The sequence below is a fragment of the Corynebacterium tuberculostearicum genome (assembly GCF_046097255.1).
Lineage (GTDB): Bacteria > Actinomycetota > Actinomycetes > Mycobacteriales > Mycobacteriaceae > Corynebacterium > Corynebacterium tuberculostearicum_J.
In genome coordinates, this window is the sequence record NZ_CP175770.1 from 2,197,144 (window position 1) to 2,211,408 (window position 14,265).

Sequence of the window (14,265 nt, forward strand, 5' to 3'; positions counted from 1 at the left end):
TTTCGCCTCCGCCCCGCGCGCCGCACCATAACTCCCCCGCATGGGGAGAAGTGCTGGTGCGCAGGCTAAAATAGTCCGTTTAGAAAATATACGTAGTGCTTTGGGAGTTTTTGTGAAGCAAATTTTGCGCTCACTGCTGGGGAAGAAGAAACCTGGGCGTTCGAACGAACCACGCACACCGGTCTATCAGCCAGTACAGCCCAAAGCTGGCTCTACCAGTGCGCCCCAGACCCCTAATAAAAAGGATTCTGCGCCCCAGAAATCAGCCAACACTGAATCCACCACGGGTGCACAATCCACCGAGCCGAAGGGCAAGCCCCAGGACCGCACCGCTAAGGACAGCGAGTCCAAGAACCAGGCTAAGCAGGCACCCGCGCGCAAGCCCACCCCGGCGAAGGCTGCACAGGCTTCCGAATCCAAGCCTGCTACTGCGAAGCCTAAGGATGCGAAGCCTGCCGTCAAGCCCGCAGCTAAGGGCACCACTCGCCCCAGCACTGAAAAACCACAGGCAAGCAAGGCCACTCCCGCAAAGCCGCAGCAGCCTAAGTCGACCTCGCCATCGCCTGCCGCCAAGGCGCCGAAAGCCAAGCCTGCAGCCCAAGAATCTTCCGCTAAGCCAACCGCCGCACAACAAAACAAGGCAGAATCCTCCCCCAAAGCAGCTGTTAAAAAGCAACCAGACTCGCCCGCTCAGGCCAAGAAGCCACAGCGCAAAGCGCACGAACCGGTTCAGCAACCGCGCCGCGGCGCAAGCTTTAGCACTACCCCGTCTAAGTCCTCCCCAAAGACTCCTTCTGCCCGCAGTAATTCCCCGAAGCCGGCCGCGAAGCCTGTCACCCAACCCTCTCAGAAAGACGCGGTAAAGCCCGCACAGCAGGCTCACCCCACCGCCCAGAAGCCGAAGCAGACGCCCAAGCCATCCTCTTCTTCCAGCGCGAAGAAGGCTTCCCCGCAACCGGCCAAGCCGCAGAAATCCCAGCCGGCTAATTCGAAGCCGGCCACCGGCCAGCAGCAAGCGCAGAAGCCTGACTCTCCCAAGCGCGTACCGGCAAACTCGGCAAAGAAGCAACCACAGCCGCAACCTGCGCCGAAGAAAAATGCGCAGCCGCCTAAGCCCTCGCAACCGTCCAAAGGCCAAGGCTCAGCGCGTACTCCTGAAACTGCAAAGCAAAAGGCTGGCCCACAGGCCTCGACGCCTAGCGCTCCAAAGCCGAAGAAGGGCACCACTGCCCCCAAGCCGAAGGTGGCTGCGCCAAAGACTGCAGCCGATGCTTCTCAGCAGAAAGCTCGGTCGACGCAGAACAAGACTGCCGACAATGAAAACAAGGTAGTCCAGCCGAAATCGCAGCAGGGCGCCTCCTCTAAGGACGAAAAGCCCAAGCAACAGGCACAGAAACAACAGCCGCAGCCGAAGGCAAAGGAGGCAACGCCTCAGAACGAGGCCAAGAAGGTAACCGGGCGCCGCCCGCAGGTTAAGCCCTCCGATATCAGTCGCGGATTGGCCCGCAAATCACAACAGGTGGGCACTCCTTCCGCAGCGCAGCAAAAGCCGTCGCGAGCTGCCCAAAAGCCCAAGGCAAAGCAGCAGACTGAACAGCCCCAGCCAAACAAGGCCGAGCCTCAAGCAGCTCCAAAGACGCCGCCTGCGCAGAAGGGAAAGTCCGCTGCTACAGGCGCTGTAGCAGCCGGAGCGGGTTCAGCCGCTGCCGCTGCTGCCGCAGAGAAAAAGCGGGAGAAGGCACAGCCGTCGAAGGAGCAACATCCAGCCCCTGAAAAGCCACAGGAAAAGGCCGCACCGAGCCAGCCACAACAAGCTGCGCAGAAGCCAGCATCACAGAAGGCCTCGGCAACGCAGGTAGATACTAAGTCTAAGTATCCGCTACAAAAGCAGGCCAAGGACCCTGAAGCGCTGGCTACGCCGCCTGAGAGCAAGGTCGTTAAGAAGAAGCGCCACGCCCGCCTGCGCCAGGTCAAGGGGCTGGATGGACTGCGCGGCCTCGCGGTTATTGCCGTGGTGTTGTACCACTTCTTCCCTTCCCTGCTTCCCGGTGGTTACTTGGGCGTTGACCTCTTCTTCGTCCTTTCTGGATTCCTCATCACCTCGTTGCTGGTGCGCGAATTCCGCACCTCCGGCACAATCAGCCTGAAGGACTTCTGGGTGCGCCGATTCCGACGCATCCTACCGGCCGCAGTATCCGTCTTGGTCATGTGTACCGCTTTGGTGGCATGGATAGGCGGGGACCTCGCGGTCGGCTTGCGCCAGCAGTTCTTGGGAACTCTGTTCTTTGTCAATAACTGGACCCAGATCGCCACCTCCCAGTCCTACTTTGCGGACAATGAGATTCAGGTCTTTGCCCACTATTGGTCGTTGGCCGTGGAGGAGCAGTTCTATGTCATCTGGCCGCTTCTTATCACTGGCGTTTTCCTGATTTCTCGCCGTAAGCCGCGCCGGCTTCCCATCCTCGTAGCCGCAGTCTTAGCTATCGGTTCCGCCGTGGCCATGGCGCTTCTTTACGTGCCGGGTGAAGACCCGACGCGCGTCTACTACGGCACCGATACCCATGCTTTCGGCCTGCTCACTGGCGCCGTGCTGTCTTTGCTGATGACTTCTACCAAGTCCGATCCACAGGCGGACTCGTGGGCGGCGGCAGGCAAAGCCGAATCGCGCATCGCCGGAATCATCGGCACTTTGGCGCTCATCGGCTACGGTGCCCAGCTATTCCTCATGCCGGATGACGCGGAGATCACCTACCGGGGTGGGCTCTTCCTCACCAGCGTGCTTGGTGTCCTGATGGTGTGGGGCGTGGTTCGCGAATACGGCCCGATGACCCCGCTCTTTAGGACCAAGGTCATGCGCTGGTTTGGCCAGCGATCCTTCTCGCTGTATCTCTGGCACTGGCCGGTCATCATGATGCTCAAGGCGCTTTTCGAGGGCAACCAGAACTCCGATAAATCCTGGATCCTGGGCCTTGTAGCCGTGCCTATTTCACTGCTTCTGTCCGAGATTTCCTATCAGTTCATTGAGAATCCTTTCCGCCGCGGCGGCTATAAGAAGACGTGGAAGACCTACTGGTCCTCCCGCCCAGGATTTAGCGAATTGCGCGATGGCTTTGGCAAGACCATGTGGCCAGTAGTTCCGTTCTTGGTCATTGCCTCTGTAGCCGGCGTGGTCTACGGCGTTGTTAATTCCAGCGATAAGACCGAGTTGGAGCAGCAGCTGGAGCAGCTCCAGCAGCAGAACCAGAGCAGCAATAATGCCCCGGCGCAGCCGAATGATGCTGCCCCACAGCCGCCTGCTGAGGACAACGACGATAAGGCTGCCGCGAAGGATAAGAAGACCCGCCCGATGCCGCAGGGCAAAGACATCACCGCTGTCGGCGACTCCGTGATGCTGGGTTCTAGTGGCGCCCTCAAGCAGCGCTTCCCGCAGATTTACGTCGATGCAGATGTATCCCGCCACTACACTGCGGGTATCCAGATTCTGCAGCAGCTCAAGGATTCCGGCCAGCTGCGCGATACCGTCTTCCTCGGGTTTGGTACTAACGGCCCTGCCTTCCCGGACCAGATCAAGGAAGCTCTAGACATCATCGGCGAAGACCACACCGTTGTCATGGCTGTCCCCTATGGTGACCGCGAATGGATGGCCCAGTCCCAACAGGATGTCCTCGACGCAGCCAAGGAATACGACAACGTATATGTCGCGGACTGGTGCGGACATGCACAGAGCGACCCCGCAATCCTCTATTCCGATGGTGTTCACCCGATTCCGGAACGCGCTGGCGAGTACTCGGATGCCTTCTACGATGCTCTAAAGCAGTACTCGAATGGCGACAAGACCGTGTCTTCGCAGTGCGTGCCGCAATAGAGCGCAGGCGGGCGCGAGGAGGGGCGTCGGAAAGCGCTTAGCTCCCTCCCCTCCCTTCGCGCTCACCGGAAGGTGTGTGCTCCGCTAGCAGCATCATCCGCAGTGAGCGCGAAGGGCGCGGGTGCGCCTAGGCATAGAAAAAGCTCGCCCTCTACATCGCAGTAGAGGGCGAGCTTTATTCGTTGGGATTAGTCGACGGAGAATTCGCCCATCTTGTCCCAGCCGGTGCGGCCTTCGATGTGAACGTTAATGATGTCCGGAGTTTCCACGAGGTACTTCGGGAATTCCTCGCAGGAGCGCTGGAAGTGCTCGCTCTGGACGTGCTCTACGTCCTTTCCATCTGCGTAGGACTCCAGCAGCAGGAAGCGCTGACGATCTTCCGGATCGCGGAACCACTTGAAGTCGATGCAGCCCGGCTCTGCATTGCAGGCCTCGGTGTACCAATTGATTTCATCGAGGAAGGTTTCTGCGTATTCGGGCTTGACGTGGAACTGTACGTTGATCAAAATCATGCCCCGATTCTACCGGCACCGTGTAGCTTCGTCATCGTCGCAGATTAAGACCACGAATGCGGTGAAATCGGGGCTAGGGAAAAGCGGTTTAGTTGAGGAAGAACTCCGCAACGTAGATGTAGGTTCCGTCATAAGCAGTTGCTACGCCGAAGCCGTGCGGGGAACCAGCATTGACTGGAACATCGCGGTTGAACCAGTTCAGGCGGTCTTGTGCTTGCTGCTCGGTGAGGCGGTGAACGGAACCTTGGCCTTCGTCCTTGTGATTCAGGCCGTGGGCTACCCCGCCCTTGTAGTCAAGCTTGCCGGCGGCACCCTGGTTGGCCCATTCTTGGGCGATGGCGGTCGCGCGGGCGTCCTTGCGGTGCCCAGCCTTCTCAAGGTGGGCGGTGGTGGCGGCCCCCAACTCACCAGCCACCTTGGGCGCGTGGCCCACCGGCTTGGCCAGGAATTCTGGCAGCGAGATATTGTACTTCTCGGCCAGCTCATAAGCCTGCGGTGGCAAGGTGAGGCGGAAATCCTTGACAGCGGCGAAAGGATCAGAAGAAAGCTGCTGAGCCTGCGAAGAAGCCTGCTGAATCTGCGGCGGCAAGGCCGGCTGAGCAGAGGCCATGGTGGAAGTAGCAGTAATGACAAGAGCGGTGGACAGGGCGGTTACGGTGGCACGGTGAGAAAGCTTCATGCCCTCCACCGTGCCATAAGTGGCCGGCAGTCTGGAAGGAGTTTCCGGGCTGCGCAGGAAATTCGATACCACTTTGTTATGGTGCCTGTGTTCTTGGAGAAATACGGATGGTGGGACAATATCCTCACCGCGCATTTTTGGAGTACTGCGAAAGGTTGTTGACTGTTGCTGGACGTATTGACCGGGTTTGCGATCATTTTCGTAGTCATCGGCGTCGGGTTTGTACTGGCCCACAGGGGTGTCATTGGCAAGGGCGAGGCGCGCTTGCAATTCAATCGCACGGCCTTCTGGGCGGTCACGCCGGCGCTCATCTTTTCCAGCGTGGCTACATCCGATACCTCCGCGTTTGCGTCCCCCCGTGGTGGCCGTCATTGCCGCCGCGTCCGTCGCCACCATGGCCGTGTACTGGCTGTGCAGCCGGCTACTCTTTCCACGCAGCGGCGCCGAAACCATGGCGGGTGCCGCGGCGGCGAGCTACTACAACTCGGTCAATATTGGCCTGCCCATTGCCACCTATGTCATCGGTGATGCCACCTACGTCATCCCGGCATTGGTTCTCCAGATGGCGGTGCTCTCCCCTTTTATCATTGCAGGGCTTAATGCGCAGGGCACGAGCCTGCGATCGATATGGAGCTCCGTGGTCTCGGGGGTTACCGCGCCGGTGGTGTTAGCTGCGGTGGCGGGATTTATTGTCTCCGCGGCGCAGTGGCAGGTACCGGATGTGGTGATGAAGCCGCTGGAGATTCTGGGTGGCGCTTCCATTCCTATGATCCTGATGAGCTTTGGTGCCTCGTTAAAGGGCGACGGGCTGTTGGAGGAGGACCGTCTGCCCACCATTACCGCGACGATATTGAAGTTGGTGGGCATGCCCGCTGTCGCGCTGGCCGTGGGTGCAGCGCTGGGCCTTAATGGCGCGGAGCTATACGCGGCGTTGATTTTGGCGGCGTTGCCCACGGCGCAGAATGTGTATAACTATGCCGCTACCTATGAGGTAGGAGAAACCGTGGCTCGAGATACGGTCTTTCTCACTACATTCCTGTCGCTTCCTGCGATGCTGGCCATCGCTGCCCTGTTTGGCTAAGGAGCGCTCAGTAGATCCCGACGTCGAGCGCGGCAAATTCGCGCTGCAGCTCATCTGGATCGATAGCTCCTGCCACGTCTGGACCAGCGATGGCGGCAAAGCCGTCGAGTACCGATGCCCCGTAGTTATGACCGTGTCCATCGGGTACCTCCTTTGCGCCGGGCAGATCGGCGGCTACTTGGAGGGAGGAGATGATGGGTATCCACTGCATCACGCGCTCGGCAGAATACGGGGTCCGCTCGCGCATCCAATCCGGCTCCTTAAAGGCCATCTGTGGCGACCACCAGGCCACCGGGTCCGAGGGGTGTTGGATATAGAGCATGCGGGTGCGTCCCCACTCCTCTTCTGGGACCGTGCCCCATTGGCGCACCTGCGCGTCATCGTTGGCAAAGCGCACGACGAGGCCGCCGGCGTATTCAGGGGAAATCTCAGAGGAGCCAGGGTCGCGGCGCTCCACAAACTGGGTACGCAAGCGATTAAAGTGCGGCGGCCCCGTCAATAGGATGCCGTCGACGGAATTGGCGATATCGCGCACCCCGGAAAAGGCCGCTTCAATGCCCGTGGTGCCCAAGGATTCGCCGTACAGGTAGAGCTTCGGGCGCTTCTCCTCCGGCAGTCCGTTCCACCAGTCCACGATGGGATTGATGAACTCCTGCCCGGCGCGCTCTACCTGACCACCGCCGGACAGGAAATGCAGGGCTGAGGGCATGGCGGAGTATTGGGCGGCCGCGATGGCGGTGTCGCCGCCGTAGAGCAGCTCGAAGGCCTGGGCGGAATAGGACGACACCCATCCCGTTCCGGTGGTCATAATGAGAAGCAGGGCCTTGCGGTCTTGGGCATGGGTGCGCTCGAGTTCGTCGATAAGCAGCTGCGCTCGCTCCTCATTGGAGGCGCGATTGCCCAGGCCGGCATAGGCGCGAATGGGTTCTTTAGCGGGCTTTCCGGTTACCTCTTCCAATTCCGCGCGGTGCGCACCGGAGGAGAGGAAACGCGAGCCCTGCAGCCCCACCCCATTCCAGTCCACGCGGGAGTCTGGGGAGCCACTGCGCTCAGCAGACGTGGGACGCTGCGTTGCGGGATCAGGCTCGGCGTTTTGGGCGGTAAAGATCCTCTCGCCCACGCCCACAATGGCGCCGGGGATGAGGTTTTCCACGGTATAGGTGCCCACCAAGGCCACGATGATTACCGCGCCCACAACGCGGTAGGCGGCGCGGAAGCGCTGGGGGAAGTGACTAGAAAGCCAGCGCACGCAAAAGCGCAGCACGCGCAGGATGAAAAGGAAGGCGGTAAATACCGCAAGCGCCAACGGAACCACCAGCACGTAGCTGGCAATGGTGGGTGCCGGTGCGGACAGGGTGTCTGCGAGTTGGCGTTGCCACCGCACGGCAAAGATCGCGAAGCCTATCATCCACACCACAAAAGCGGCGGTGGCGATGCGGGAGGCTAGGCGGTAGCGCCGAGCTGGCCACGTGGTGGCATCAAGCCAGGCATGCCGGGGCGCCACATAGCGCACCACCAGCCGGTACCACACGAGCTTGAGGGCGATGCCCAGCGTATAGCCGAGCCCTGCGGCAATGCCGGAAACGAGCCCTTGGTAGAGCCAATCGCGCGGCAGAATGGATGGGGTAAGCCCCAGGGTAAATAGCGCTGCGGCGCCGATAATGCCCCACAGGTCGAGGTGGCTGACAATATCGGCGATGCGGGCTTCTACCCTTCGAGCTTCTCCCCCAACTCCAGCCATTCCATCTCCAATTCCTCGTAGGCGCTGCGGTTTTCCTTTAGTTCTCCGTCCAGTTCGGTCAAGGCCTGGGTATCAACCTTTTCCGCGGCGGTGGCCATCTTCTCATTGATCTGCGCGGCCGCCTTTTCCAGCTTCTGCATCTTGCGCTCGAGCGCGTTCATCTTCTTGGTGATTTCGCGCTCTTGCTGGGACGAAAGCTTCTTTTCTGGTTTCGGTGCAGCGTTGTCTGTCTTCTTTTCTCCCAGGTTGAGCACTCCGGAGCTCTGCTGGGCCTCAAGTGCGGCGCGCTTGCGCAGGTACTCGTCGATGCCGCCGGGAAGGTTGGTGAGCTTGCCATCGCCAAAGAGCGCGTAGGTATTATCCGCGATGCGCTCAATGAGGTAGCGATCGTGCGAAATGACCACCAGGGTGCCCGGCCAGGAGTCCAGGAGGGACTCCAGTTCCTGCAGGGTATCGATATCGAGATCGTTGGTGGGCTCGTCCAGCAGCAATACATTGGGCTCGGCCATCAGTACGCGGGTGAGCTGCAAGCGGCGGCGCTCGCCACCAGAAAGGTCGCCTACCGGGGTGCGCTGACGCTTGGCGGAAAATCCTAGGCGCTCGGCCAGCTGGGAGGCGGAAAGCTCCTTTTTGCCGAGCTGAACGTAGGTGGCGACGTCCTCGACGGCGTCGATAAGCCGGCGCTCCGGATCTAGGTCATCGAGTTCCTGGCGCAGCCAACCGAGGCGCACGGTTTGGCCCTCGATGCGTTTGCCCGCCGCCAGCTCGTACTCGCCGGCCAAGGTGCGTAGCAAAGTGGTCTTGCCGGAGCCATTAACGCCCACCAAACCGATGCGCTCGCCAGGGGCTAGGCGCCAGGTGAGGTGATCTACCAAGGTGCGACCGTCCGGGGACTTGACCGTGGCATCCTCAAGTTCGATGACCACGCGGCCTTGGCGCTGCTTGGAAAAGGCCATGAGCTCGACCTTATTGCGCGGCTCCGGTACGTCAGAGATCAGCGCCTCGGCGGCCTCAATGCGGTAGCGCGGCTTGGAGGTACGCGCCGGTGCGCCGCGGCGCAGCCAAGCCAGCTCCTTGCGGGCGAGGTTTTTGCGGCGCTGTTCCATGGCATCGGCCTGGCGGGCACGCTCGGCGCGGGCAAAGGTCCAATCGTTGTAGCCACCCTCGTAGGTATCGACCACGCCATCGTGTACCTCCCAGGTCCACGTGGCCACGGTATCGAGGAACCAGCGATCGTGGGTGACCACGACCACGGCCAGGTTGCGCTTGAGCAGGTGGTCCGCGAGCCACTGCACGCCTTCCACGTCGAGGTGGTTGGTCGGCTCGTCGAGCACCACGAGGTCCAAATCCTGCACCAGCGCGGCGGCCAGGTTCACGCGGCGACGCTCGCCACCGGAGAGCGAACCCACCGGAGTATCGAGCCCAAGATCTACAATGCCCAGCCCGCCTAAGACATCGCGCACCTTGGCATTGGAGGCCCACTCATAGGTCTCCAATTCCAGCGGCTCAATAATCACTTGCGCGATGGTCAGCTCATCGGGCAGGTCAAAGCGCTGCGTGACCACAGCCATGCGCAAATCAGAAGTATGGGATACGCGGCCGGCGTCGGGCGGCTCGATGCCTGTGAGTACCTCCAGCAGGGTGGTTTTGCCACCGCCATTAACGCCGACGATGCCGATGCGATCGCCGCTTTGCACACCTAGGGATACCCCGTCTAGCGGGGTTTTTAATCCATAAGTTTTGCTGACTTGCTCGAGGTTAATCAGGTTTGCCATAACAAGTGTCCATCTTAATACCTCCCTGCACATACCCCCGCATTTCTCCAAACTATTGCTATTGATTTTCACGTCCAATAGTGTGCCTATGTATGAAGCACTACACACTTTCTCTCTGCGCCGTGCTATCCGCTGCGGCGGTAGCCATCGCTTCCTGCTCTGCTCCTACCGAGGAAGAAAAGGACTCTCTGCACTCCCACGAGCACGCGCACAATGAGGATGACCACGACCATGAGCATGACCACGAGCACGGCCATGACCACGCCGGGCACTCGCACGAAGGCTTTGAAGCCGAAGAGGGAGAAACCGAGGTAGCCCAGCTGCCCACCCGCATCGTTATCTCCCATGCAGACGGCTTGAACGCTTATGACGCCAAAACGGGCAAAGTAATCGGCGAGGACAAGATGAATGCCTTCCTTCGTCTCAACGATGCCGGCGATAATCGCCATGTCATGGTCACCAAAGGCGATAGCTTTCTTACCTACGACACTGGGCGCATTACCAAGGGCCACGGCGATCACAACCACTACTACACCGCAGAGCCCTCGCATGGCGACGCCCCTATCAAGGCCCCGCATGCAGGCCACGTGGTCCACCACGACGGCTTTACCGCACTGTTTTCTGATGGCGATGGCGTAGCACGGATTTACAAGACCGAAGACATGGGCAAAGACGATGCCCAGCCGGTCAATACCGTAGATACGGGGGCCGCACACCACGGCGTTGCCGTACCACTGAAGGATGGCTCGGTAATTATCACCAAGGGGACCGAGGACGAGCGCCACACCATCCAGCATCTGGATAAGGAGGGCAAGGTCCTTACTGAAACCACCAAGTGCCCTGGCGTGCACGGCGAGGCCGCCGCTGGTAACGGCAATATCTTCTTCGGTTGCGAGGACGGCCCTGTAGTCTTCGATGGCACAAAGTTCCACAAGGTGGACGCTTCCGCCTATGCCGGAGCAGGCGGCTACCAGCGCTCCGGCAATGCTGCCGGTTCGGAGGAATCCGATGTCATTCTGGCCGATAATAAGACCGAAGAGGATGCAGAGCTCGAACGCCCCACCTCCGTGACCCTGGTGGATACCAAGGATTTTTCCGCCAAGAAGGTTGAGCTCGATGCTTCCTATTGGTTCCGCTCCCTGGCCCGCGGCCCGCTGGGCGAGGCGCTGGTGCTCACCACCGACGGCAAACTCAACATCATCGACCCAGATTCCGGCGAAATCACTTCGCAGATCGATGCCATCTCCAAGTGGAAAGAAAATAAGGAGTGGCAGCAGCCGGGGCCCATCCTGCAGGCTGCCGATGGCTACGCCTTTATTACCGACGCCCAGAAGAAGCAGCTCGTGGTCATCGACCTCCTCCAAGAAAAGGAAGTCAACCGCTTCGACCTCGACATCGAGCCCACCGAGATGACGGTGCTCTAGCTACAGCACCACGGCGCCGCTAGCGGGTCCATGGGTAGCCACGCCCTTGGTTCCGGGAATTTCCACCGTCACTTGGGAGACCACTTCCCTAGCCTCCTCTGCCCCGGCGCAGAGGAAGGCACAGGTCGGACCACTACCGGAGACGATGCCCGCGAGGGCTCCGGCGGCCACACCCGCCTCCAGCGTCTTGCGCAGGTCCGGGCGCAGGGAAAGCGCCGCCGGCTGCAGGTCATTATGCAAGTGCTCTGCCACCCGGTGCGGGTCGCCCGAGATCAGTGCCTGCGATACCGCCGCGGTATCCATGTGCGGTTCGCCGCCGCGACCCTTTTCTCGCATCTCATCCAGCTTGTGAAAGACCTGCGGGGTAGAGAGCCCGCGGTCCGAGGCGATAAGCGCCCAATGGTAGGTACCGCGCGCCATCATCGGGGTAAGCTGCTCGCCGCGCCCCGTTCCGAGCGCGGTGCCACCCAGCAAGGTAAAGGGAACATCCGAGCCCAACGCCGCGCCCAGCGCGTCCAAGATCGGCTCACCCACCGAGTCGATGCCGTAGTAGCCGCCATAGCAGCGCTCGGCTAAGCGCAGCGCGGCTGCCGCATCAGCAGAGCCGCCCGCCATGCCTCCGGCGGTAGGGATGGCTTTGTGGATTTCCAGCGCTACCTCCGGCAGCGCCTTCGGCCCACGGGTGGTGTATAGGTACTGCATGATGCGGTTTACCGCAGTCCACGCCAAGTTCGTGTAGTCTTCTGGCACACCCTGTGCATGAGGACCCGTAACCTTTAAGCCTTGAATGCGCGGCTTATCCACCTCGGGGTTACCCAAGTCCGTGAGCGTCACGGTGTCATGCAGCTCCAAAGACTGAAAGACACTGGCAAGCTCATGGAACCCATCCTCGCGCGGTTCCTCCACGCCGAGGTGGATATTGACCTTGGAGTGAGCGCGGGCGGTGTAAACGAATGGTTCGTTATCTAGCGGTGCACTCATTTAGATTCCTGCCAATCGTACGAAGTCCTCCACGGCGAGCTTCTCGCCGCGCTGCTTCGGATCGATGTCCGCCGCTCGCAGGGCCTCCTCAGCGGCGGCACCCGAACCAAAGTGGCCGGACAATGCCGCGCGCAGGGTCTTGCGGCGTTGGGCAAAGGCGGCGTCGATAACCGGCCAGACCTTAGCCCGCGACTCATCGGTGATCGGCCAAGGAGCATCTTCAAAGACGTCGATGCGCACCAGCCCGGATTCAATATTGGGCGCCGGCCAAAAGACGTTCTTGCCAATCGTGCCGGCCTTGGAGACCTTGCCGTAAAAGCCCGCCTTGACCGAGGGCACGCCATAGACCTTACTGCCGGGCTGGGCGGCGAGACGGTCCGCCACCTCCAGCTGGACCATCACCAGCACGCGGCGAATGGAGGGGAAGGTCTCCAGCAAGTGCAGCAAAACCGGCACAGCGACGTTATACGGCAGGTTGGCCACGAGGGCAGTCGGCTCCGTGACGTCAGAATCCGTCACGCGCAACGCGTCCTTTTCCACTACACGCAGGCGCTGCGCATACTCAGGGGCGCGCTCGGCCACGGTATCGGGCAGCTGCGCTGCCAGGCGGGAATCGATCTCTACCGCGGTCACGTCCCCCACTGCCTCTACGAGGCCAAGGGTCAGCGATCCCAGTCCGGGGCCTACCTCGAGGACGCGATCCGTGGGATCCAACTCCGCCGCGGCGACGATGCGCCGGATGGTATTCGGGTCATGCAGAAAGTTCTGCCCCAGCTTCTTGGTGGGCACGATGTCGAGCTTCTCCGCGAGGGCGCGGATCTCTACGGGACCCAAAAGCGCGGCGCCGGTGGAATCAGTCATGCCTTCTAACTTAGTAGAAGAGACAAAAAAGCCGCACACCACAGTGGGTGTGCGGCCAAGAAGCGCTGCGGTTTAGCGCAGGCCCAGCTTGGAAGTACATGCCGGCCAAGCGCCCCAGCCCTGCGCTGCCTGCACCTTTTCTGCCACGGCAATCTGCTGCTCGCGGGAAGCCTGCCATGCCTCCGGTGCATACTCGGTGCCGCCGAATGCCGCCCAAGTGGATGGGGTGAACTGCAGGCCGCCGGAGAAGCCGTTGCCGGTATTAATGGCCCAGTTACCGGTTGCCTCACACTGTGCAATGGAATCCCAGACGGAGCCATCGGCCACCGCCGGAGCAGCAGCACCGGAGTTGCCGCCCTCCTCCGGCTTTTCTTCCTCGGCCTTCTTGGTGCCGCGGGCGATGGTGGCAGCCTTAGGCTCGACGGTCACCTTTTCCTTGATGACGTCATTGGATTCTTTCGCGCCGTCCTTCATTACCAGCTTGTGGGTAATAACGCGCTTGCCCTTAACGCCTTCCTCGCGGACCTCTTCGGTGCCCTCTTCCAGCTCCGGGTCATCGACAAAGTTGGGCTCAGCGTCAAACTCTTCTTCCGAGTCATAGGTAGTGGTGGACACCTGGTCCACCTTGATGGACATGCCCTCGGTAACCTTGGTCTCCTTGGACGGGAAGACGCGGTCATCGTCATCAACGTCGATATTGCGGGCCTTGAGGACGTCCTCAACGGTCTTAGCGGCAATCTTGGTGTAGGTTACCTTGCCGCCATCATTAATCTTGACGATCTTCGGGGACACAACCTCAAGGTCCATGCCCTCTTCCAGCTGGGCGTCCTCGTCCACGTCAGCATCACCGGACTTCACAGAAGCACCCTTGACTACGCCGTCGAGGTTACCCAGCAGGTCAGAAACGGTGAGGTCGGTGGTGGACAGCTGCTGCTGCACGCCATCGATGGTCACGGCTACTGGCTTGGCGGTGCGCACGGAGATCTCATCGCCATCACCCACGGACTCGGACGGGGCCGGGGAGACGATGTCCTCCTCGCTCACCTGCACGCCGGCTGCCTCCAGCGCGCCGTCGACATCCTTGGCAAAGGTAGCCAGCTCCACCTTGTCGCCGTTGATGTCCACGGTGACGTCCTTTTGTGCCGCAACGGCTACCACGCCGCCGACGGCCAGGGTGCCCAATACGCCACCCGTTGCCAGACGCAGTGGCAGCGAGCGGGAGTTATTGAGGCGCTTGATCTGATGAGGTGACATGCTGAATGAATCTCCGGTAGTGCAGGTTTCAACAATTACAAGAGTTTAGGCCAGCAGAGTTGTCCACGCAGGCGTTTGCCCTACTAAGATCC

Annotated in this window: 9 protein-coding genes and 1 pseudogene; 3 read left to right on the forward strand and 7 right to left on the reverse strand. The window is 60.7% G+C overall.

Features of this window, described 5'->3' with window-relative positions; genetic code table 11:
• Positions 1-112: 112 nt before the first annotated feature.
• Positions 113-3,865, forward strand: a complete 3,753-nt coding sequence (locus ACKFRY_RS10470; protein WP_408922818.1) for an acyltransferase family protein — start codon at positions 113-115, stop codon at positions 3,863-3,865.
• A gap of 188 nt (positions 3,866-4,053) precedes the next feature.
• On the opposite strand, the gene ACKFRY_RS10475 is transcribed toward ACKFRY_RS10470, so the two are convergent.
• Both ACKFRY_RS10475 and ACKFRY_RS10480 read right to left on the reverse strand, forming a co-directional pair.
• The gene (locus ACKFRY_RS10475) at positions 4,054-4,377 is read right to left on the reverse strand and encodes a putative quinol monooxygenase (RefSeq protein WP_005323747.1); all 324 of its coding nucleotides are present in this window, start codon (positions 4,375-4,377) and stop codon (positions 4,054-4,056) included.
• An 88-nt stretch (positions 4,378-4,465) separates the two neighbouring features.
• On the reverse strand, positions 4,466-5,056 hold the full coding sequence (locus ACKFRY_RS10480; protein ID WP_408922819.1) for a hypothetical protein: 591 nt from the start codon (positions 5,054-5,056) through the stop codon (positions 4,466-4,468).
• A 165-nt stretch (positions 5,057-5,221) separates the two neighbouring features.
• Here ACKFRY_RS10480 and ACKFRY_RS10485 point away from each other — a divergent pair.
• Positions 5,222-6,137: pseudogene (locus ACKFRY_RS10485) on the forward strand (AEC family transporter).
• Between the two features lie 7 nt (positions 6,138-6,144).
• Here ACKFRY_RS10485 and ACKFRY_RS10490 read toward each other — a convergent pair.
• Positions 6,145-7,878, reverse strand: coding sequence for an alpha/beta hydrolase (locus ACKFRY_RS10490; RefSeq protein WP_408922820.1), 1,734 nt, complete (start codon positions 7,876-7,878; stop codon positions 6,145-6,147).
• Positions 7,845-9,653, reverse strand: coding sequence for an ABC-F family ATP-binding cassette domain-containing protein (locus ACKFRY_RS10495; RefSeq protein ID WP_408922821.1), 1,809 nt, complete (start codon positions 9,651-9,653; stop codon positions 7,845-7,847). Before ACKFRY_RS10495 ends, ACKFRY_RS10490 begins: the two co-directional genes overlap by 34 nt.
• 92 nt (positions 9,654-9,745) lie before the next feature.
• Here ACKFRY_RS10495 and ACKFRY_RS10500 point away from each other — a divergent pair, with 92 nt between their 5' ends.
• Positions 9,746-11,077, forward strand: coding sequence for a hypothetical protein (locus ACKFRY_RS10500; protein WP_408922822.1), 1,332 nt, complete (start codon positions 9,746-9,748; stop codon positions 11,075-11,077).
• Here ACKFRY_RS10500 and ACKFRY_RS10505 read toward each other — a convergent pair whose 3' ends face one another.
• The 3 genes from ACKFRY_RS10505 to ACKFRY_RS10515 form a co-directional block, all read right to left on the reverse strand.
• Positions 11,078-12,058, reverse strand: a complete 981-nt coding sequence (locus ACKFRY_RS10505; protein ID WP_200435989.1) for a 4-(cytidine 5'-diphospho)-2-C-methyl-D-erythritol kinase — start codon at positions 12,056-12,058, stop codon at positions 11,078-11,080.
• Positions 12,059-12,919, reverse strand: a complete 861-nt coding sequence (gene rsmA / locus ACKFRY_RS10510; protein WP_316981113.1) for a 16S rRNA (adenine(1518)-N(6)/adenine(1519)-N(6))-dimethyltransferase RsmA — start codon at positions 12,917-12,919, stop codon at positions 12,059-12,061.
• A 72-nt stretch (positions 12,920-12,991) separates the two neighbouring features.
• Complete coding sequence (locus ACKFRY_RS10515) at positions 12,992-14,173, reverse strand: resuscitation-promoting factor (RefSeq protein ID WP_250409561.1); 1,182 nt, start codon at positions 14,171-14,173, stop codon at positions 12,992-12,994.
• Positions 14,174-14,265: the final 92 nt, after the last annotated feature.